This is a genomic window from Nonomuraea thailandensis, from assembly GCF_024172165.1.
Taxonomy (GTDB): domain Bacteria; phylum Actinomycetota; class Actinomycetes; order Streptosporangiales; family Streptosporangiaceae; genus Nonomuraea; species Nonomuraea thailandensis.
This window is the reverse complement of record NZ_JAMZEB010000002.1, coordinates 9,299,781-9,320,289: the sequence shown is the minus strand read 5'-3', so window position 1 is coordinate 9,320,289 and position 20,509 is coordinate 9,299,781. Positions and strand designations below refer to the sequence as shown.

The window sequence follows — 20,509 nt, the reverse complement described above, 5'->3', positions numbered from 1 at the left end:
GCGTTCCCTCTCCGGGGAACGCGGGCCTTTCGCGTGCAACCGATGGCGACCGCGCGGTGTTGTAGAGAACGTGGCTGAAACCGACTGTCCAGACCCGGTGCGCAAGGCGCTGCTCGACGACCTCGACGAGGGCTTCGCCGAGCTGTACGGCGCCTACCGCGGCCTGGTCTTCTCGACCGCGCTGCGGCTGAGCGGGCGCTGGGCCGACGCCGAGGACTACACGGCGGAGGCGTTCCTGCGGGCGTACCGGGCCCTGTCCGGGTACTCGCCCGAGCGCCTCGCCGGGCTGCAGCCGCGGGCGTGGCTGATGACGATCCTCATGAACGTCTGGCGCAACTGCGCCCGCGCCAAGTCCCGCAGGCCGCCGACGGACCTGGTCGAGGAGCCGTTGGACGGCGCCGACCCCGGCGAGGGCGTCGAGGCGGCCGCGGTCCGCCGCGAGACCGGCGACGAGCTGGCCGCGCTGCTGGGGCAGCTCCCCGACGAGCAGCGGGCCGCTGTCGTGCTGCGGCACGTCGTGGACCTGCCGGTCAGCGAGATCGCCACCGTCCTGCAGATCCCCCAGGGCACGGTCAAGTCGCACGTGTCGCGGGGGCTGAGGCGGCTACGCGTACTAGGAGGTGCCCGATGACTCAGGATCCCCTGCTCACCGGACTCGCGGCACTCGCCGTGGAGCCGCCGGAGAGCCTGCTCGAACGGATCGCGGCCCGGTGGGTGCGCGTTCCGGCGCCGATCGGTGAGGTGACGGTGGCCTGCACGGATCAGGGTGTGGCCTACGTGCACGCGGGAGAGGGCTTCGCGCAGGCGTTCAGGGAGCGGTTCGGCCGCCCGCTGCTGCCCGCCGCCCGGCCGCCCGCCGGGCTGCTGCCCGCGCTGCGCACCGGCCGCCTGTCGGGGCTGCGGCTCGACCTGCGCGGGCTGAGCCCCTTCCAGCGCGCGGTCCTGGACGCGGCGCGGGAGATCCCGCGCGGCGAGGTCCGCCCCTACGCGTGGATCGCCGCCCGCGTCGGCAGCCCCAGGGCCGTACGGGCCGTCGGGACCGCCCTCGGGCGCAACCCGGTGCCCCTGCTCGTCCCGTGCCACCGGGTCACCCGGTCGGACGGGATGGTGGGCGACTACGTGTTCGGCGCGCCGGCCAAGGAACGGCTGCTGCTGGAGGAGGGGGTGGACCTGGACCGGCTGCGGGCACTGGCGGGGAAGCGGGTGTTCTACCTGGCCAGCGACACGACCGGCGTGGTGTGCTTCCCGACGTGCCACAACGCGCGGCGCATCACGGCCGCGCACCGGCACGGCTTCCGCAGCCTCGCCCAGGCGCGGGCCGCGGGCTACCGGCCGTGCCGCACCTGCCGCCCGGCCCAGGACGTGCCGGCGTAGCGGCCCCCGCCTGACGCGCCGGGCACACGGGCTTCAGACGGGCTCAGACAGGCTCAGAACGGGCTCAGACGGGCTTGGTCGGGTACCGCATGAGGAGCGTGGCCCGCACCACGTCCGGCCCGTGCGCCCGGTAGCCGTGCGGCACGTCGGACACCCACGAGATGTGATCACCTGGCCCGGCCGTGAGCGGCTCGTCGATGGGCCCCGCGCTGAGGGTGCCGGTGAAGACCGTGACGTGCTCGCTGACCCCCTCGTGATGCGCGGGCGAGGTCTGGGTGAGCCCTGGCGGGATGCGCACGCGGTAGAGCTCGTAGGTGACGCGATCGTCCTCGAACACCTCGAGCAGCTCGGCCTCGATGGCGGTGCCCCGCATGATCTGCGGCTCGGGCGGCGCGTCGAGAATGGCCCCGATCGGCACCCCGAGCTGCGCGGTGATCGCCCAGAGCGTCTCCAGGGTGGGGTTGCGCGTGCCGGTCTCCACGCCCGACAGCGTGGCCTTGCCGATGCCGGCGCGCTTGGCGAGCTCGGAGAGCGAGACGCCGCGCGCCTGCCGCAGCCGCCGCAGTCGATCTCCCACCACGCGAGGATCGGTGTCGAGTGCGGGCTGCGGCTCCATACCGCCATATTGCCGCACATCCGACCAGCATGTGGGCTGCGCTCCCCGATTGGTCGCGGACCGCCCGCCGCTTCCGGGGGGCCGCGCCGTGATCGCCGCGTGTTCATGATCGATCTGCGGAGCGTAGCGCTTTTGCCAGGTTGCTGCTGCGCCACAAGTGACAGACCGATACGATTCCACAGATGTCCGGATCGACAGGTGTGACGGCACCTCCGCGACCTGGGCCTACGCCGGCTCAGCAGATGCCGTCGCCGTACTCGCTGCCCCTGCACGCCCTTCGCCTGGCGGGCAAGTGCGCGCTGCCGCTGATCTGCTGGTACGCCGTCGGCGAGCTGGCGCGCTTCGTGCTGCTGTACGGCGCCGTCGAGGTGGCCTACGGCGACTGGCGGCAGGTGCGCCTCGTGGGCGTCATGACCCTGCTGACGCTCATCATCCTGGCGGCGATGACGGTCACCACCGGCATGCTCCACACCCTGCGCGGCGCCCTCTGGGAGATCCGGGCCAGGACCGGCGACGAGGTGGCGGACGAGCGCTTCTTCCGGACCCTCGACCGGGTGGCCCCGGCCTTCGCGGTGCTCTATCTCGCGTGGGGCTTCCACGTGGAGGACGCCCGGGACATCTACCAGATGGACCTGTTCCACCACTTCTTCGACATGACGGAGGCCTCCTGGTTCGGGGAGAACTCCGACGTCGGGCAGGGGCTCACCGACATCGACTGGCGGGTGTCGCTCGGGGCGATGGTCGTCATGTTCGGGCTGAAGATGCTGTTCGCCAGGCTCGTGGAGAAGGGCAAGGGCGGTTTCTACGGCTTCGCAGCCGCCTTCTCCGAGTTCGCGTTCGTCTTCTACGGGCTGAACGCCACGGTCGCCTTCGCCGACGCGCGTTCGGAATGGGTGACGCACCGCAGCGTGGTCGAGGGCACCACGGAGGTCTGGGCCGAGGCCCAGCAGAAGATCCCGGTCTGGGACGACGTCACGGGCTGGTTCGGCGACGTCTGGCCGCTGCTGCTCGACGCCGTCGCCGTCCCGCTCGCCTGGCTCACCGTGGCCATGCTCGTCTTCGGCGCCTACTCCGACGACACCCGAGCCCTGGTCAAGGGCACCAGGCTGGAGAAGGGCGTGGACCGCCTCGAAGGCAGCCACGACCTCACGCAGAGGTCGTTCGACCAGGTCACCGGGGGATTCAGGGATCGCTGGGTGCCGCTGGCCAACTCGCTGCGGATGGTGTTCAAGGCGGGCGCGCCGCTGTTCGGCATGATGTGCCTGTGCTACGTGGGCGTGATGGTGGCGGGCGAGTACGCCGACCGCTGGATCCGGCACCTCGTCGGCTCCGAGGCCGAATGGGCGTGGACCTACCAGGGCCCGCCGCTGTACTTCGTGCTCGACATGATCGTGACCGTGCTCACCACGACGCTCCTGGCGGCCACGTACGACATCGCCGCCACCCGCGCCCGCCTCAGAGGAGAGTCGCTCAGCGACGCCTGAACACCAGCACCACGTCGTCCTTCTCGGCCTTCTCCATCGCCTTCCGGTCGAACAGGTCTTCCGTCGGCGTGTCGGAGCGGTAGGCGCTGGGGCGGAAGCTGAGCTGCACCTCGTTCGCCACCGGGGTCGGCACGATCGCCAGCCCCTCGATCCTGTACTCCTCGCCCACCACGAGCCTCTCCGACGGCTGATCCCCCACCGGCCTGGCCTCGACCGCCCAGGTACGGCCCGCGGAGTCCCTCAGCTGCATCTCCGAGGGCCCGGCCGTCATGGTGGCGTTGGCCTCGTCCAGGAGCTTCCGCGTGATCTCGATCTTCAGCCACGTCGTGTTCGGCCGCGGTGTGCTGCCCTGCGGGATCTCCGTGGTGCTGACCGCGGCCCGGTACTCGATGTTGTGGACCTTGCCCGCCTGGCCGGCGGGCACGACGGTCTCCTTCGTCTCCTTGCGTTCGTCGGTGACCTTCTCGTAGAAGAGGTAGCCGTCGTAGGTCTGGCCGGCCGTGACGAGCAGCGACGCGACGATCGCGCCCGCCGCGATCAGGGCGGTGCGGCGGCGCCTGGCACGCGGGGAGGGCGCGGACCCGGTGGGCGCGGCGGCGGGCTCCTCGGGAGCGCCGGACTCGGCGAAGGCCTGCCCCGGGCCCGAAGCCGGGTTCGCCCCAGGGGCCTGCGCGCCCGGGGGCTGCGCGCCAGGAGGTTGCGCGCCGGGGGGTTGTGCGCCGGGGGGTTGTGGGGCGCCGAACATGGCCGCGCCGGGAGCCGCCCCCGCTGTGGGCCGGATGGCGGGGATCGGTTGCGTGGCGCCGCCGACGGACTCGCGCTGCGCCGGGGGCCAGACCTGCTGGTCGGCGGTGGGAGCGTGCCGGGCATGGCTCGGGGACGGGCCGTACCCGTGCGGCACGCCCTGCGGAGGCAGCCCGCCCTGGGGGCGCGGCGTCCTGTGGGGCGTGGGCCCTTGAGGACGGGGCTGCGCGGACCCCTGGGAGTACGGCGGCTCCGGCGGGTACGGCGTCCCCTGCCCCTGAGGCATCGCACGGCCATGCCGCCCGCGACGAGGCGGCATCCCCTGCTCGGGCGGCGGCACGCCGGGGCCGGCGGCGGAGCGCAGGCCCTGCGGCGGCGCGGCGTGGCCGGGCGCCGAGCCGAGTCCGGGTGGTGGTGTGGCGTGGCCGGGGGCCGAGCCGAGCCCGGGTGGTGGCGTGGCGTGCCCGGGGGCCGAGCCCAGACCGGGCGGCGTCACCCGGCTGCGCGGCGGGGCCTGACGGGGCGCCGGAGCCTGGCCAGGCGGGGCGTGACCGGGTGCCGGGGCATGATCGGGCGGCGTGGGGCTGTGCGGCGGCGTGGGGCCGTGGGGCGGCGTGTGGCCGGGGGCCGAGCCGAAGCCGGGTGGCGGGATGGCGGGGCCGGCGCCGGGTGGCGGCATGGCGGGGCCGAGGCCGGGCGGTGGTGCCTGGCTGGGCGGCGGGGCCTGGTCGGCCGGGGGTTCCTGGCCGACCGGCGGGTGGGGCGTGGTGTCGTCCGGACGCCGGTCGTTGCGCGGTGCGAACCAGTCGCGCTCGTCGTTCGTGCTCATGTCCCGATCACTTCTTCACGAAGGAGTAGACGTCCTGCGGCGAGGCGGCCAGCTTGCGCGCCCCCTCCTCGTCCAGCCCGAGATCCACCTCGACCTGGGGCCGGTACGACTCCACCAGCGTCGTCGTGCCCAGCCCGAGCAGCACGCTCGCGCCGGGCAGCGCCGACGCCGGCACCTCGAAGACGACCCGCCCGCTGACCCAGATGTCGGGCTGCACCCAGGTGTGGGCCAGGGTGAGGGAGCTGTCCACGCGGTCGGTGGTGGCGAACCTCTTGCCGTCGGCCGTGACCAGCACCGCCTCCCGCATGTGGTACGGCTTCAGGCTGGACTTGGCGGAGACGGCGATGACGAGGAAGAGGTTGTCGGTCCCGATGGTGGAGCTGTTGTCCTGGATCCCCTTGGCCACGGAGAACGAGTCCACCCGCGCGGTGAACCGCCGCGCGTCCACCTCCTCGCCCTTCTCCCCGGTGTAGACGAGCGCGTTCGAGGTCTCGCCCTCGCTCAGGTGCAGCGACTGGAGCCCGATGGCGCCGGCGACGAGCACCACCCCGGCGAGCGCGTTCAGCCACCGGGAGCCGCCGCCCCGCCGCCTGCCGGCCCGTCTGCCGCGCCGGGCCGGCCCGCCGCTGACCGCCGATCTCGGCTCCGTGGCGGTCACGCCGCGTCGCCCTTCTTGACCGACATGGTCACCCGGGCCTTGATCTCGGGCAGGTGCTTCTCGCCCACTTCCTTCGAGATCATCTGCCAGGCGGGGATGTCGTCGTTGAACTGGGACTCGAACTCGAAGGAGGCCACGTCGAGCGTGATCTTCTCCGGCGGCTGCTCGTTCTCCTTCAGCTTGTAGCGCACGACGACCCGGGAGGGCACTCCCGGATGGAGCTGACGGGTCTCGCCGCCCTTGCTGAGGGCGAAGGTGAAGGGCCCCGCGTCCTTGTCGAAGGCCGGGGAGATCTTGACCAGCGAGCCCGCGAAGGAGGTGAACGTGAAGGCCTGCTCGGGCTTCTCGGGCGGCAGGCCGACGGAGGCGGTCGCGTCGCCCTGGTTGGTGACGTCGAAGAGCAGCTCCACGAACCGCTTCTCCTCGTCCCACTCGTTCTGAGCCGGTTCGATCCTCACGCGGGACTCGACGAACTTCGTGGAATACAGGCCCTGATCGAGCACGGCGCCCTCGCTGAGCGGGTCCGGCGCGTCGGGAGTCTCGTTCAGACCGCCCAGGAGAGCGGTGATGCCGATGACTGTGATCGCCACCAGGGCGATCGCGGGCACCACTACCGGGCGTCTGGGCTTGTCAGTGCTGCCGCCGGAGGGTTCCGTCATGGGTAAGGATGGTAATAGGTATCGCTTGTCCCATCTGCCGCAATGCTCCCATCGGACCGGTCGAATTGCCGAGAACCCTGCCGCTATAGCGCTTGTAACTCATACGCTGTCACGGAGCGGAAAGGGCTGACCCCCACTCCTCATGACATATCGGCGGCCGGAGGGTCACGTGACGGACGTGCATCCCGAGCATGCCCAGCTCCAGGCGGACCGCATCTACCTGGGCTGGCAGTACATCCTGCTGCATCCCGACCCCGGCCCCCCGCCCAAACGCCCCTCGCCCGTCGAGGAGGCGCCCGGCGAGCCCGACCCCGCCGTGCAGGAGCTGATGCGCCGCGAGCGGATGCAGGAGGACATGCTCAACCGGCCGGTCCGGTTCCTGCGCGTGTTCCTGCTGGCCCTGACCGTGGTGATCCTGGCCGTCGCCCTGGCCGGCTATCTCGCCTGGCCCTTCGCGCTGGTCGCGCTGGTCGCCTCCGGCGGCGTGGCGGCCATCCTCAGCTACGCGCTGCTGCAGGGGGACCGGGCGGTCAGGTACCGGGTGCTGGAGCAGCAGGCCAGGGACGACCGGCAGCGCCGGGAACGCGACAAGGACCTGTTCCGCGCCCAGGAGGAGCACGCCGAGCGCTACCGCGAGTGGCAGGAGTCCAAGGAGCGCCACGACAGGCAGCTCACCTGGTACGCGGTCGCGGTGCCCGACGAGCTCGACCGCATCGACGTGGCCGGCGGCACCTTACCGGGCTGGTCCGCGCTGGTCACGCTGCTCGGCGCCACCCGGCTCTACAGCGGCGGGCACCTGACCGTGCTGGACCTGTCGGAGGGCGCGATCGCCAAGGACCTCATCGAGCTGGCCCGCAAGGGCGGCGACGACCCGCTGGTCTGGGTGCTGCCCGTCGATCTGCCCCGGCTCGACCTGGGCGCCACGCTCAAGCCGGAGGCGTTCGCGGACGTGCTGGCGCACGTGGTGAGCGTGAGCGAGGAGCAGCGCAGCACCCGCGACCTCAGCTTCGACAACGCGATCCTGGAGCGGGTGCTGGAGGTGCTCGGGGAGAACGCCACGATCAGCCAGGTCACCGCCGCGCTGCGGGCGCTGGCGCAGGTGGGCGACCCGCGCGACGACCTGCGGTTCGGGCTGATCACCGCGACCCAGCTGGAGCGCATCGGGACGCTGTTCGGGCGTGGCGTGAGCGACCGGGTGGTGATCGAGCGGGCCTGGGCGCTGGAGTCGCAGTTACGCAAGCTGGAGACGCTCGGCACGCAGGCCGTACGGCTGCCGCCCGCCCGGCTGCGGGTGGTGAGTATGGACCGGCAGGCCGGCGTGTTCGGCAACCGGGTGCTCGGCACGTACGTGGCCACCGCCCTGACCCACATCCTGCGCCAGTCGCCCTCCTCCGACCGGCCCTGGTACCACACGATCATCGTGGCGGGCGCGGACAAGCTCAGGGGCGACGTGCTGGACCGGCTGATGGACGCCTGCGAGACCTCGCGTACCGGGCTCGTCCTGACCTACCGCTCCCTGACCCCGACCGTGCGGGAGCGGCTCGGCAGGGGGCACGCCGCGGTCGCGTTCATGCGCCTCGGCAACGCCGAGGACGCGCGGGTCGCCAGCGAGCACGTCGGCACCGAGCACCGGCTGGAGCTGGCCCAGCTCACCGAGACGATCAGCGACTCGCTGCCGGGCCTCGACGGCGGCTACACCTCCACGATCTCCCAGGTCGAGGACGGGCGCGAGGAGCGCGACGGCGACCACGCGGACCTGGCGGAGGACATCACCGAGTCCACCGAGTGGGGCAGGACGGCCGACAAGATCTCGGAGAAGGAACGGGTGCTGCAGCGCTCGCGCGAGTTCCTGGTGGAGCCGCACCAGCTCCAGCAGCTTCCCACGACGTCCGTGATCGTCACGGATGCCACCGCGGACGGCCGCCGGGTACGCCTGGCCGACGCCAACCCGGCCATCCTCACCTTCCCCAAGACCACGCTGGGCGAGCTGGAGGACGTGCGCGAGGCGGTGCTGGCGCTCGACCCGCAGGCCGTGGACGGCAACGGAGAGCCGCCGCCGAACCTCGGGCCACCACCGCCACGCCTGGACTGGCGCAAGGGGAGGCAATGACATGGTCAATGTCGAGGTGATGAGCTGACGGTTGGCGGAATTTAACAAAGAACCGTCTGTGGGGGATTGAAATGCAGCCGAGTGTCTCGCTGAGCGGGCCCTGGTATCGAATTCAGTCGATCGCAGCACCCTCGCGAAGCTCGTCGGCGGAGTGGGATTTCGTCACTGTGCTTCCTGCGGTGCTGTCGGCGGCGCAGCGCGACCGGCCGTTCGTCATCGGATGGTTGTCGCGGGGATCGGGGGCGCCGCTCGAACTCATCACCAACGCCGGCCCGTTGTCGCCGCCGCGCCAGCCGCGCAGGTCCACCGACCTGCCCGACGACCCGAGCGGGCCGCAGCCGTTGCTGTTCCCGGGCGGGGCGCGGGGGGTGCGGCTGAACGAGGAGTACCTGGCCGACCTGGCCGACCTGGTGTGGACGCCGTGCCCGGGGCGGCAGGCGCCGCCGCTGGGCAGCAAGGGGCGCGAGTTCGATCCGGACGAGCTCAAGCGGCCCACGCTGTTCGAGTCGACGCTGGTGACGCTGATGTCGCGGCCGTTCGCCTGGCTGGTCGTGGCCGAGCCGACGGACCTGCTCGACGCCGAGGTGGCGCACCTGCGCACGCAGCTCAACGTGCTGCGGCAGTACGGCGACGCCTCCGAGCGCTCCCGCTACGACGCCGAGCGGGCCGAGCGCCGCATGCAGGAGCTGGACGCCTTCCGCGAGGCCGGCCTGTGGAACGTGCGGGTGCTGGCCGGCGGGGCCACGGCCGACGAGCTGCGGCAGATCGCGCCCGTGCTCGTCGGGTCCGTCGAGATGAGCCAGCATCCGTACCGGCTGCGCAGCTCGCACGGCGCCGCCTACTCCCTGCCGGAGGCCCTGGCCATCACCATGCAGGACCCGGCCGACGGCGCCGCCGCGCCGTTCGCCGCCACCGCGGGGGCGCTGGCCGCGCTGGCCGGGCTGCCCAGGCGGGAGGTGCCGGGCGTGCGGGTGCTCGACTCGGGCTTCTTCGACGTGACGTCGGAGTCGGAGGGCGGCGAACTGGAGCTCGGGGAGATCCTCGACGGGCAGGACCGCGGCGTCGGCACGTTCCGGGTGCCGCTGGCCACGCTGAACCGGCACGCGTTCGTCACGGGCGCGACCGGCTCCGGCAAGTCGCAGACCGTGCGGCACCTGCTGGAGCAGCTCAGCAGGGCCCGCATCCCGTGGCTGGCCATCGAGCCGGCCAAGTCCGAGTACGCCGCCATGGCGGGCCGCGTCGACGAGCCCGTCACGGTGATCAACCCGTCGGCGCCCGACGGCGTCCCGTTCAGCGTCAACCCGCTCGAACCCGAGCCGGGCTACCCGGTCCAGGCGCACATCGACATGGTCAGGGCGCTGTTCATGGCCGCGTTCGACGCCGAGGAGCCGTTCCCGCAGATCATGTCGCTGGCGCTGCAGCGCGTCTACGAGGCGACCGGCTGGGACGTGGTCACCGGCGGCGCCGTGCCGGGCTCGAACGTGCCGCCCAGCGTCCCCACCCTCGAACAGCTCCAGCAGCACGCCATGGACGTGATCAAGGAGATCGGCTACGGCCGCGAGGTGCAGGCGGACGTCGAGGGCTTCATCTCGCTGCGGCTGCGCTCGCTGCGCGTCGGCTCCGCCGGGCGCTTCTTCGAGGGCGGCCACCCCGCCGACATCGGCGGCCTGCTGGAACGCCAGGTCGTGCTGGCCATCGAGGACGTGGCCAACGACGAGGACAAGGCGTTCCTCATGGGCACGCTGATCATCCGGATCGTCGAGCACCTGCGCATGCGGGCCAGGCGGGAACGCTCGGCCGAGCTGCGGCACGTCATCGTGATCGAGGAGGCGCACCGGCTGCTGCGCGACCGCGGCCACGGCCGGGCCTCCACCCACGCCGTGGAGCTGCTGGCCGGGATGCTCGCCGAGATCAGGGCGTACGGGGAGGGCATCGTGGTGGCCGAGCAGATCCCCACCAAGCTCGTCTCCGACGTCGTGAAGAACACCGCGCTGAAGGTCGTGCACCGGCTGCCCGCCGAGGACGACAGGCAGCTAGTCGGCGCCGCCATGAACCTCAGCGACGAGCAGTCCCGCCACGTGGTGTCGCTGCAGCCGGGCTCGGCCGCCGTGTTCGCCGACGGGATGGACCGGCCGCTGCGGGTGCGCGTGCCGCTCGGGGAGTCCAGGGAGAAGGCGCTGCCGGGGCCGCCGCCGCCCATCCGGGGCCGGCGGTCGGCGGCCTGCGGGGCGCAGTGCCGTACGGGGCAGGCGTGCACGCTGGTGGAGCTGCGCGAAGCCGACGTGCTGGCCGGCGCGGCCGAGTGGGCGTGGCTGCGCATCTGGTGCGACACGGTCGTGCTGGCCTTCGTCGGCAACCGGCCGCTGCCCGGCGTGCCGCGCGCCCTGTCGGCCGCCTGGGCCGACCTGCCGGCGCGGCGCCGCGAATGCCTGCTCGCCACCCTGGTCGAGCGCTCGGTGCAGCGGCGCGCCTGGTCGCTGCGCACGTGGTTCGACCCGGCCCTGCTGACCGAGAAGGCCGCGGAGACCGCCACGCGGCTGCTGGGCGGCGCCGACAGCGGCGGCGAGCGGCCGGGCGCGTCGTGGGTCATCCCGCAGGTGCGCTGGCTGCACGAGGTGGACAGGCTCTTCCCGTACGGCCAGCCCGCCCCGAACCTGCGCAGCCCCGCGCCCCCCATGGAGTACGCCCTGTTCCGCCAGCCGGGCGGCGCCGGCCACGGCTCCGTCGAGCCCGAGCTGCTCGGCCACCGGGCCAAGGCGCTGCGCCACCACCCGCTGTCGATGGAGGTGGACCACAACCGGGCGCTGGCCTGGCGGGTGATCCTCGGGGACGACGAGCACGAGGGCGTGCAGCGCGACATCGCGACGGTCGCGATCGGCGTGGAGTCCTCGGCCAGGATCAGGCACGCGGGGCAGACGATGGGGGCGGGCTGGCTGGAGAGCGTGCTGTCGTGGCCGCGCCGCTTCGTGCTGCCGTTCGAGCACGGCGGCTCTCCGGAGATCGCCTTCGCCGAGCCGCCGGGCCCCTGATCGTAAAGGGGCGTTTTCGCGCGTGTCTCCAGACTTGGGGCCAACGCCGACTAGGATCCTTGCACATGACCCAGCTTCCTCTGCGGGCCCAGCTCGCCAGTGCCCTGGGCCGCAGCGCCGCCACGCTGTCCAGGATGACCGGGCGTGGCGACGGCTCGGTGATCGGCGGTCGGGTCGGCCTGCTGCTCGAGCCCGACCTCCTGCGCCAGCTGGCCCGCGACCGCAAGCTGGCCCTGGTCAGTGCGACCAACGGCAAGACCACCACCACGAGGCTGATCACCTCGGCACTGCTGGAGCTCGGCGAGGTGGCCACGAACGCGTTCGGCGCCAACATGCCCGCCGGCCACGTCTCCGCGCTCTCCCAGCACAAGAGCGCCCCGTACGGCGTGCTCGAGGTGGACGAGAAGTATCTGCCCGAGGTGCTCGCCACGACCGGCGCCGGCGTCGTCTGCCTGATGAACCTCAGCCGCGACCAGATGGACCGCGCCGCCGAGATCTGGCTGCTGGCGCAGAAGTGGCGCAAGGCCCTGTCCGGCAAGCCCACCCACGTCATCGCCAACTGCGACGACCCGCTCGTCACCTGGGGCGCCTCCACCGCGGCCAAGGTCACCTGGGTCGCGGGCGGTCAGCGGTGGAAGGAGGACTCCTGGTGCTGCCCCGAGTGCGGAGGCCCGCTCGACCGCAAGGACGCCGACTGGGCGTGCCGGGAGTGCACGTTCCACCGGCCTGAGCCGCAGTGGGTGGTCGACGACGACTCGGCGATCGACCCGCGCGGGCAGCGCTGGCTGCTCGACATCCAGCTCCCCGGCCAGGCCAACCGCTCCAACGCGGTGATGGCACTGGCGGTGGCCGAGGCGTTCGGGCTGCCGGTGGACCGGGCGCTGCCCCGGCTGCGCGAGGTCACCTCGGTGGCGGGCCGCTACACCACCGTCGAGCGCGAGGGCCGGCACGCGCGGCTGCTGCTGGCGAAGAACCCGGCGGGCTGGCTGGAGGCGTTCGACGTCGCCGACCCGCAGCTGCCGATCATCCTCTCGGTCAACGCGCAGGGCCCCGACGGGCGCGACACCTCGTGGTTGTGGGACGTCGACTACCGCATCCTGCGCGGGCGCCCCGTGTTCGTCACCGGCGAGCGCCGCCTCGACCTGGCGCTGCGGCTCGACGTGGCGGACGTGCCCTTCACGCTGTGCGGCACGTTCTCGGAGGCGCTGGCCATGCAGCCGCCCGGGCGGGTGGACGTGATCGCCAACTACACCGCCTTCCAGCAGATCCGATCGGAGTTCGGCCGTGCCGTCTGACAGCGCCCTTAGCATCGTCTGGATCTACCCCGACCTGCTGAGCACGTACGGTGACCAGGGCAACGCGCTGGTCCTGGAGCAGCGGGCGCAGCGCAGGGGGATCCAGACGGAGACGATCCACGTACGCTCGGCCGACCCGGTCCCCGAGACCGGCGACATCTACCTGATCGGCGGCGGCGAGGACCGCCCGCAGATCCTGGCGGCCCAGCGCCTGCGCAGGGACGGCGGCCTGCACCGCGCCATCGCGCGCGGCGCGGCCATGCTGGCGGTGTGCGCCGGCTACCAGATCATGGGCAGCACGTTCGGCGGCGAGGAGGGCCAGCCGGTCGACGGCATCGGCCTGCTCGACATCTCCAGCTCCCGCGGCCCCGCGCGGGCGGTGGGGGAGCTGGTGGCCGAGGTGGACGCCGCGCTCAACCTGCCCACGCTGACCGGCTTCGAGAACCACATGGGCGTCACCCACCTGGGCCCCGGCGTCCGGCCGCTGTCGCGGACGGTCAAGGGCGTGGGCAACGGCGACGGGTTCGAGGGCTGCTACGCGGGGCACGTCGTGGGCACCTACCTGCACGGCCCGGCGCTGGCCCGCAACCCGGCGCTGGCCGACCTGCTGCTGTCGTGGCGGGTGGGCGAGCTGGCGCCGCTCGACGACTCCCGCTACGAGGCGCTGCGCCAGGAGCGCCTGACGACGGTGCTCCAGGCCTCCTGACGGCGAATTACGTGAACCACCCCGAAGTGGGGTAGAACGTCGGCCGTGGGATCCACGGTCACTGTCCCCCAGACCCGCACGATGAGCGGGGAGGAGCTGTCCGCCGACGACGCGTGGGAGACCCTGCGCAAGTACGGCGGCTGGCACTTCGTGCGCGACTCGTTCACGAGGTTCCGCTACGGCGACGGCATGAGCCATTCGCGGGCCCTGGCGTTCCAGATCTGCCTGGCGATCATCCCCGGCGCCATCGCCGTCGTCGGCCTGAGCGCGGTCACCCACCAGGAGGAGCTGGGCCGGGTGCTGCGGCTCACGCTGAGCGCCCTGGCGCCCGGCGGCGGCACGGACGCCATCGCGCAGGTGCTCCGCGGCGGGAACGGCGCCAGGGACGAGCTGGCGCTCTGGCTGGGGCTGGTCACCACGCTGGCCGCGCTCGCCTCGGCGATGGCGCAGTTCGAGCGGGGAGCGAACCGGATCTACGGCGTCGAGCGCGACCGGCCGTTCCACCGCAAGTACGCCAGGGCGGTCGTGCTGGCGCTGACCGCCGGGATCTGCATGATCACCGGATTCACGGTCCTGGTCGGCGGCGGCGAGCTGGGCGCGGCCCTGAGCGAGACGTACGGCTGGGGCTCCGGCGCCCGCCAGGCCTTCGCCTTCGTCCGCTGGCCGCTCGGCTTCCTGCTCGCGCTGGCCTCCACGGTCACGCTGTTCCGGGCCTCGCCCCGGCGCAGGCAGCCGGGGCACACGTGGCTGGCCGTGGGGGCGCTGGTGGCGCTGGGGTTATGGACGCTGTTCACGCTGGGGCTGGCCGCCTACACCGAGTACAACAGCTCGTTCGGCAACACGTACGGGCCGCTGACCGCCGTGATGGCGCTGCTGCTGTGGTCGTTCCTCAGCTCGATCGCGCTCTTCCTGGGCATGGCGTTCGCGGCGCAGCTGGAGGCCTGCCGCGCCGGCTGCGCCGAGCCCGCGCACCCCGACCCGGGGCCCACGGCGGAGGAGGAACGCGAGCCCATGGTCGGAGAGGTCGGGGCGGCGGTGATCGGCGCGGTGCGGGGCCTGTTCCGCGGGAGGCGACGCGGAGCTTGACACGCAGCCGTATGGCTGCCTATCCTGCAAAAGGCAGCCGAGTGGCTGCGTGTTGGGATGGCGACATGATGGACGAGGTGTTCAAGGCGCTGGCGGACCCGAGCCGCCGCAGCCTGCTGGACAGCCTGAACGCGCGCAACGGCCAGACCCTGCGCGAGCTGTGCGCGGAGCTGGACATGGCCAGGCAGTCGGTGAGCAAGCATCTGGCCGTGCTGGAGGAGGCCAACCTGGTCACGACCGTGCGTCGCGGACGGGAGAAGCTGCACTACCTCAACGCCGTGCCGATCAACGCCATCGCCGAACGCTGGATCAACCGGTACGACCGCCACCGCGCCGACGCCCTGGCGGACCTCAAGACGGCACTGGAGGGCCATCCCATGCGGCACGACCCCGACTTCGTCTACACCACCTTCATCCGCACCACCACCGAGCGCCTCTGGCAGGCGCTGACCGACCCCGCGTGGACCAAGCGCTACTGGGGGGTCGCGCTCAAGTCGGACTGGAGCGCGGGCTCCACGGTGACCTGGGAGTACCAGGGCATCACGATGAAGGACCCGGAGCAGGTCGTGCTCGCCGCGGAGCCCGGCAAGCGCCTGGCCTACACCTGGCACACCTTCACCCCGGAGTTCGTCGAGCTCGCCGGGCTGCGCGGCGACGACCTCGAAGCCTGGACGAGGGACCCTCGCTCGACGGTCACCTTCGACCTGGAACAGCAGGGCGAGCTGGTCAAGCTGACCGTCACGCACGGCGGCTTCGGCGCGGACAGCGCCGTGCGCAAGGCCATCAGCGGCGGCTGGCCGCAGATCCTGTCGAGCCTCAAGACGCTGCTGGAGACCGGCGAGACCCTGCCCGCCGGTCAGTAGACCAGGGCCTGCACGCCCTCGGCGGTCACTTCCTCCACGAACGCCGGCGCGCCCGCGATCCGCACCCCCTCCAGGAGGTCGTCCACGGTGATGTTCCTGCGGGCGGCGCACTGCGTGCAGAGCGTCACCCGCCCGGCCGCCAGCACCGCGTCGAGCAGGTCGGCCAGCGGCGCCGCGTGCGGCAGGCTGAACTCCTTGGCCCGGCCGGGCACCGCGAACCACGACGACTCGCCGGTCAGCCACAGGGAAACGGATACACCGCTCGCGAGCGCGGCGGCCGCGACCGTGAACGCCTGGTTGCAGCGCTCGGGAGCGTCGGCCCCCGCGGTCACCTTGATCACCAGTGAACGTGCCATATCCGTCACCCTAGCCCCGGACGAGCCCGTACGGGCGTGGCGCGCCACTACGCTTGGGGAGCATGGAAGAACCTGAGGTGCACCCCGACCTGGAGCCGATCGCGTTCCTGCTCGGGCGGTGGGAAGGCGCCGGCGTGGGCGGCTACCCGACGATCGAGAGCTTCAACTTCGGCCAGGAGATCGAGTTCGGGCACAACGGCAAACCGTTCCTGACGTACGTGAGCCGCACCTGGCTGCTCGACGACGCCGGCAACCGGGTCAGGCCGCTGGCCACGGAGTCCGGCTACTGGCGCTCCCTGCCCGACCGGCAGATCGAGGTCGTCCTGTCGCACCCCACCGGGATCGTCGAGATCTACATCGGCGAGGTCGTCTTCCACAAGATCGAGCTGCGCACGGACGTGGTGGCGCGCACCGCCTCGGCCAAGGAGTACACCGCGGGCCACCGCCTGTACGGCCTGGTCAACGGCAATCTCATGTGGGCGTACGAGATGGCGGCCGTCGGGCACCCGCTCACGGACCACATGTCGGCAGAGCTGAAGAAGGTGGCCTGATCCCATGAGCACGCCGTTCACCGCTGACGCCGTCGAGGCGATCAAGCGGCACATGAATGACGACCACGCCGACGACGGGCTGATCATCGTACGGGGGCTCGGCGGGCGGCCCGACGCCAAGACGGCGCTGACCAGCGACGTCGACGCAGAGGCGATCACGTTCACGATCGACGGCGGGGAGCGGGTGCGCGTGCCCTGGGGTCAGACCCTCACCGAGCGGGCGCAGGTGCGCAAGGCCGTCGTGCTGCTCTACCGCGAGGCGTGCGAGAAGCTCGGCCTCCAGGCCCGCGGCGAGCACTGAAACTGAAGAAGGGCCCCGGGCAACACTCCGCCGTGGCGGCGGGCCGGATGGACCATGGTCGGGATCGATGTCCCGCCCTCCGGCTGCCAGGGGCCCCGGTGGTTGCCTCGTATTCGCATCACGTCACGAGACAACAGTCCGCGAGGTCAGCGGACAACCACCTCGCTAGCCCGACTATGACTAACCATTATTCGGACCACCTCCTTTCCGCGTACTCAAGAAGCTATGCGCTCCGCCGCGAAAGGGGCAAGTGAATATCGTCGGGCCGTAGTATCGAGGGCATGACCGAGACGCAGTGGCATGAGGAACTTCGCGCCAAGGGCTACAGGGTCACTCCCCAGCGCCAGCTCGTGCTGGAGGCGGTCAAGGAGCTGGAGCACGCCACGCCGGAGGAGATCTGCGTCAAGGTCCGCCAGACGGCGCGCGGGGTGAACATCTCGACCGTCTACCGCACGCTGGAGCTGCTCGAAGAGCTCGGCATGGTCACCCACACCCACCTCGGGCACGGCGCCCCCACCTACCACCTGGCGGCCGAGGCCGACCACGTGCACCTGGTGTGCCGGGGCTGCGACGAGGTGTTCGAGGTGCGGCCCGAGCTGGCGGAGGGGCTGGTCAAGGGCCTGGACGAGGAGCTGGGCTTCGTCGCCGACGTCCACCACCTGACCGTCTTCGGCCGCTGCCGCAACTGCCGCTGACACCCCCGCGGCGGACGGCCGCCTCCGGCGGTGCGGATAGCCTGGAAGACATGCGTAGCCCTCTGCTCGACCTCCCCGGCGCCGTCCCGGCGGACGCCCCTGACTCCGACGTAGCAGCGCACTACGGCGACCTGTTCGCCGAGCAGCGCGCACTGGTCAAGGGAGAAGCGGTCGTCGACCGCAGCAACCGCGAGGTGATCCGCATCTCCGGTGCGGACCGGCTGAAATGGCTCAACGACCTCACCTCGCAGAAGCTCGACACGCTCCAGCCGGGCGAGTGGACGCAGACGCTCGACCTCGACCTGCAGGGCCGCGTCCAGCACCACCTCACGCTGACCGACGACGGCGAGAGCGTCCTGGCCCACGTCGAGCCGGGCACCGCGCAGAGCCTGGTCGACTACCTCGACCGCATGCGGTTCATGCTGCGGGTGGAGGTGTCGCGGGCCGACGACCTGGCGGTCCTGTCCACGGCCACGGAGGACGTCCTGGTGCCGCGGGCCGAGCTCGCCGACCACCTCGGCAAGCCGCTGGCGGGGCTGTGGGCGTACGAGGCCCTGCGCATCGAGGCGCACCGGCCGCGGCTGGGCTTCGAGACCGACCACAAGACGATCCCGCACGAGGTGGGCTGGGTCGGCGGGGCCGTGCACCTCAGCAAGGGCTGCTACCGCGGGCAGGAGACGGTGGCCCGGGTGCACAACCTGGGGCACCCGCCGCGGCGCCTGGTCTTCCTGCACCTGGACGGAAGCGTCGACACGCTGCCGGCGCACGGGGCTCCCGTGATCTTCGAGAGCCAGGAGGTGGGGGTCGTCGGCTCGGCCGCCCGCCACCACGAGCTCGGGCCGATCGCGCTGGCCGTGGTCAAGCGCACGGTGCCGGTGGACGCGCCGCTGCTCGCGGGCGGGGTGGCCGCCGCCCAGGAGGTCATCGTCCCGCCGGACGCCGGCCGCAACGTCACCATCGACCCGTCCCTCCGCCGCCGCATCCGCTAACCCCGGCCCGCGCGGCACCCGCCGCGCGGGGCCTACGCCGGTGCGGTGTTGAGCGCCATGCAGGTGCTACGCCGGGCGCAGCGCCACGCCGTGAGCCGTGCCGCGCCGCGCCGCGCCACGCCGTGAGCCGTGCCGTGCTGGGCGCTGCGCCGTGCTGGGCGCCACGTCCCGCCGCGTTTTGCGCCGCCGTGTGGCGGTGGCCCGCTGGCTCGCTGGGCGGCGCGCCGCCCAGGCCGGGCCCGGCGTCACATGTCCAGGACCAGGGTGATGGGGCCGTCGTTGACCAGCGCCACCTTCATGTCGGCCCCGAACACCCCCGTCTCCACCCGCGCCCCCAACGCCCGCAACTCCGCCACCACCGCATCCACCAACGGCTCGGCGACGGGCCCCGGGGCGGCGGCCTGCCAGGTGGGGCGGCGGCCCTTGCGCGCATCGCCGTACAGGGTGAACTGGCTGATCACCAGGAGCGGCGCCGACACGTCCGAGCAGGACTTCTCGCCGTGCAGGACGCGCAGCCCCCACAGCTTGGCGGCGAGCCTGGCGGCCTCGGCACGCGTGTCCGTGTGCGTGACCCCCACCAAAACGAGCAGCCCCGGCTCGCTGATCGCCCCCACCACCTGCCCGTCGACCTCGACGGACGCCGAACTGACCCTCTGTACGACTGCTCGCATGGCATCCCATTCTGGACCAGGACCAAACGCTTCATACACTCATGTCGAAAGGGGAGCGTGAAATGTCGTTGATTGTGGAAGTTGTCCGATCCGGGTTCGTGGAGTCCACGCATCAGGCTCGCATGCTGACCGTGGACGCGGCAGGCCGCCCGGTCGAGACCAGGGGCGCAGTGCACGTGCCGGCCTCGCCACGGTCGTCGATGAAGCCGCTGCAGGCGCTGGGCATGCTCCGCAGCGGCCTGCGCCTGGAGGGCGAGCTGCTCGCCTTGGCCTGCGCCTCGCACTCGGGCGAGCCCTTCCACGTGGACGGCGTCAGGAAGATCCTGGCGGGAGCCGGGCTGGACGAGTCGGCGCTGCAGTGCCCCGAGGACTACCCGTTCGACCGCGCGGCGACCGAGCGCGGGCGCGTCTACATGAACTGCTCGGGCAAGCACTCCGCCATGCTGGCCACCTGCGTGGCGAACGACTGGCCGCTGAGCACGTACCTGGAGCCGGCGCATCCGCTGCAGCGGGCGATCCGCCAGACGGTGGAGGAGCTGACCGGGGAGCGGGTGGCGGCCTCCGGGGTGGACGGGTGCGGGGCGCCGCTGTTCTACGTGTCGATGCTGGGCGTGACGAAGGCGTTCCGGGCGTTCCCGATGTCGTCGGAGGACTCGTACGAGCGCAAGATCTTCGACGCCATGCGCACCTACCCCGAGTGGACCTCCGGCACCGACAGGGCGGAGGCGAAGCTGATGCGGGCGCTGCCCGGGCTGATGCTGAAGGCGGGGGCGGAGGCGTTCGACGCGTTCGTGTTCGAGGACGGGCGCGCCGGCACCGTCAAGATCGAGGACGGCGGCACGCGTGCCCGCGTGCCCGTCACCGTGGCGGCGCTGCGCTCGCTGGGCCTGGACGCGCCGGAGCTGGCCGAGCTCGCCGCCGGCACGGTGCTGGGCGGCGGCCGGCCGGTCGGCGAGCTCCGGGTGCGCTGAGGCGTCTACTCCGAGGCCTGGTCGGGCACGCGCCCGGCGAGGCGCTCGTAGCGCTGCCTGGCGGCCTGCGGCGTGCCGAGGCCGAGCCCGAAGGCGACCTCCTGCCAGGTCATGCCGCGAGCGCGGGCGAGCTGGAGCAGCGTGGCTTCGAGCGCGTCCAGCTCCCCGCGGACCAGCGGGACGAGGCTCAGCGCGGCGGTGATGTCGGCGTGGTCCACCGCCGGCTCACCGTCGCCCGGCCGCGCGGCTCCGCTGAGGAGGAACGTCACGAGCCTGACGGCCTCGTGCGGCGCGAGCGCCGACGGGTGCACCTGCCGCTGCCGCTGCTCGTCGGTGGCCGCGTGCCGCTCGGAGATCCGGTGCAGGGACGCGTACACGCGCTGCGCCCGCGCCTGCTCGGGCTGCGGAGGGTTGAAGAGGTCGGCGTCGGAAGTCATGGGGATCACGATGGTGCATGACACAGCCGCATGTCAACATCTCGGTTTAAACAGATCGTTCAATTGCTATGACGCCGGTGTCAAG

The 20,509-nt window shown here is 72.2% G+C and carries 21 protein-coding genes; 14 read left to right on the top strand and 7 right to left on the bottom strand.

What is annotated here, in order from left to right:
• Positions 1-70 precede the first annotated feature (70 nt).
• Positions 71-631 (top strand): RNA polymerase sigma factor, encoded by a 561-nt coding sequence (locus HD597_RS46730; protein ID WP_253753124.1) that lies wholly within the window; start codon positions 71-73, stop codon positions 629-631.
• A complete protein-coding gene (locus tag HD597_RS46725) occupies positions 628-1,374 on the top strand; it encodes a methylated-DNA--[protein]-cysteine S-methyltransferase (RefSeq protein WP_253753122.1) in 747 nt (248 codons plus the stop codon). The genes HD597_RS46730 and HD597_RS46725 overlap by 4 nt, the downstream gene beginning before the upstream one ends.
• 64 nt (positions 1,375-1,438) lie before the next feature.
• Here the strand turns inward: HD597_RS46725 and HD597_RS46720 are convergent, their stop codons facing one another.
• On the bottom strand, positions 1,439-1,951 hold the full coding sequence (locus HD597_RS46720; protein ID WP_253753120.1) for a helix-turn-helix domain-containing protein: 513 nt from the start codon (positions 1,949-1,951) through the stop codon (positions 1,439-1,441).
• 281 nt (positions 1,952-2,232) lie between these two features.
• Here HD597_RS46720 and HD597_RS46715 point away from each other — a divergent pair, with 281 nt between their 5' ends.
• Positions 2,233-3,474 (top strand): hypothetical protein, encoded by a 1,242-nt coding sequence (locus HD597_RS46715; RefSeq protein WP_253753118.1) that lies wholly within the window; start codon positions 2,233-2,235, stop codon positions 3,472-3,474.
• On the opposite strand, the gene HD597_RS46710 is transcribed toward HD597_RS46715, so the two are convergent.
• From HD597_RS46710 to HD597_RS46700, 3 genes are read right to left on the bottom strand one after another with little or no spacing between them, the layout of a single operon-like run.
• Positions 3,461-5,047 (bottom strand): hypothetical protein, encoded by a 1,587-nt coding sequence (locus HD597_RS46710; RefSeq protein ID WP_253753116.1) that lies wholly within the window; start codon positions 5,045-5,047, stop codon positions 3,461-3,463. The two genes, HD597_RS46715 and HD597_RS46710, sit on opposite strands and share 14 nt — an antisense overlap.
• Before the next feature lie 7 nt (positions 5,048-5,054).
• On the bottom strand, positions 5,055-5,705 hold the full coding sequence (locus HD597_RS46705) for a hypothetical protein (protein ID WP_253753114.1): 651 nt from the start codon (positions 5,703-5,705) through the stop codon (positions 5,055-5,057).
• Positions 5,702-6,364, bottom strand: a complete 663-nt coding sequence (locus HD597_RS46700) for a hypothetical protein (RefSeq protein WP_253753112.1) — start codon at positions 6,362-6,364, stop codon at positions 5,702-5,704. Before HD597_RS46700 ends, HD597_RS46705 begins: the two co-directional genes overlap by 4 nt.
• A gap of 169 nt (positions 6,365-6,533) precedes the next feature.
• On the opposite strand from HD597_RS46700, the gene HD597_RS46695 reads away from it, so the two are divergent.
• The 6 genes from HD597_RS46695 (at position 6,534) to HD597_RS46670 (ending at position 15,453) form a co-directional block, all read left to right on the top strand.
• Positions 6,534-8,474 (top strand): hypothetical protein, encoded by a 1,941-nt coding sequence (locus HD597_RS46695; protein WP_253753111.1) that lies wholly within the window; start codon positions 6,534-6,536, stop codon positions 8,472-8,474.
• A 167-nt stretch (positions 8,475-8,641) separates the two neighbouring features.
• Entirely contained in the window at positions 8,642-11,503 is a 2,862-nt protein-coding gene (locus HD597_RS46690) for an ATP-binding protein (protein ID WP_253753109.1), read from the top strand.
• Between the two features lie 65 nt (positions 11,504-11,568).
• Positions 11,569-12,798 (top strand): MurT ligase domain-containing protein, encoded by a 1,230-nt coding sequence (locus tag HD597_RS46685; protein ID WP_253753107.1) that lies wholly within the window; start codon positions 11,569-11,571, stop codon positions 12,796-12,798.
• Positions 12,788-13,504 (top strand): type 1 glutamine amidotransferase, encoded by a 717-nt coding sequence (locus HD597_RS46680; protein ID WP_253753105.1) that lies wholly within the window; start codon positions 12,788-12,790, stop codon positions 13,502-13,504. Before HD597_RS46685 ends, HD597_RS46680 begins: the two co-directional genes overlap by 11 nt.
• A gap of 45 nt (positions 13,505-13,549) precedes the next feature.
• Positions 13,550-14,590 (top strand): YihY/virulence factor BrkB family protein, encoded by a 1,041-nt coding sequence (locus tag HD597_RS46675; protein WP_253753078.1) that lies wholly within the window; start codon positions 13,550-13,552, stop codon positions 14,588-14,590.
• A gap of 65 nt (positions 14,591-14,655) precedes the next feature.
• Positions 14,656-15,453: an ArsR/SmtB family transcription factor gene (locus HD597_RS46670; RefSeq protein ID WP_253753076.1), complete on the top strand. Its 798-nt coding sequence runs from the start codon at positions 14,656-14,658 to the stop codon at positions 15,451-15,453.
• On the opposite strand, the gene HD597_RS46665 is transcribed toward HD597_RS46670, so the two are convergent.
• Entirely contained in the window at positions 15,447-15,809 is a 363-nt protein-coding gene (locus tag HD597_RS46665) for a DsrE family protein (RefSeq protein ID WP_253753074.1), read from the bottom strand. The two genes, HD597_RS46670 and HD597_RS46665, sit on opposite strands and share 7 nt — an antisense overlap.
• A gap of 62 nt (positions 15,810-15,871) precedes the next feature.
• Between HD597_RS46665 and HD597_RS46660 the strand changes: the two genes are divergently transcribed.
• The 4 genes from HD597_RS46660 to ygfZ all read left to right on the top strand — a co-directional run bounded on the left by HD597_RS46660 (position 15,872) and on the right by ygfZ (position 18,345).
• Positions 15,872-16,360 carry a heme-binding beta-barrel domain-containing protein gene (locus tag HD597_RS46660; RefSeq protein WP_253753072.1) on the top strand — a complete coding sequence of 163 codons (489 nt, stop codon included), beginning with the start codon at positions 15,872-15,874 and terminating at the stop codon, positions 16,358-16,360.
• 4 nt (positions 16,361-16,364) lie between these two features.
• Complete coding sequence (locus HD597_RS46655; RefSeq protein WP_253753070.1) at positions 16,365-16,661, top strand: DUF2470 domain-containing protein; 297 nt, start codon at positions 16,365-16,367, stop codon at positions 16,659-16,661.
• Between the two features lie 281 nt (positions 16,662-16,942).
• Positions 16,943-17,356, top strand: coding sequence for a Fur family transcriptional regulator (locus HD597_RS46650; RefSeq protein WP_185110434.1), 414 nt, complete (start codon positions 16,943-16,945; stop codon positions 17,354-17,356).
• A gap of 50 nt (positions 17,357-17,406) precedes the next feature.
• A complete protein-coding gene (ygfZ, locus tag HD597_RS46645; protein ID WP_253753068.1) occupies positions 17,407-18,345 on the top strand; it encodes a CAF17-like 4Fe-4S cluster assembly/insertion protein YgfZ in 939 nt (312 codons plus the stop codon).
• A gap of 245 nt (positions 18,346-18,590) precedes the next feature.
• On the opposite strand, the gene dtd is transcribed toward ygfZ, so the two are convergent.
• A complete protein-coding gene (gene dtd / locus HD597_RS46640) occupies positions 18,591-19,016 on the bottom strand; it encodes a D-aminoacyl-tRNA deacylase (protein WP_253753066.1) in 426 nt (141 codons plus the stop codon).
• A gap of 41 nt (positions 19,017-19,057) precedes the next feature.
• On the opposite strand from dtd, the gene HD597_RS46635 reads away from it, so the two are divergent.
• Positions 19,058-19,987 (top strand): asparaginase, encoded by a 930-nt coding sequence (locus tag HD597_RS46635; RefSeq protein WP_308210836.1) that lies wholly within the window; start codon positions 19,058-19,060, stop codon positions 19,985-19,987.
• A gap of 5 nt (positions 19,988-19,992) precedes the next feature.
• On the opposite strand, the gene HD597_RS46630 is transcribed toward HD597_RS46635, so the two are convergent.
• The gene (locus HD597_RS46630; protein ID WP_253753062.1) at positions 19,993-20,424 is read right to left on the bottom strand and encodes a DNA-binding protein; all 432 of its coding nucleotides are present in this window, start codon (positions 20,422-20,424) and stop codon (positions 19,993-19,995) included.
• Positions 20,425-20,509: the final 85 nt, after the last annotated feature.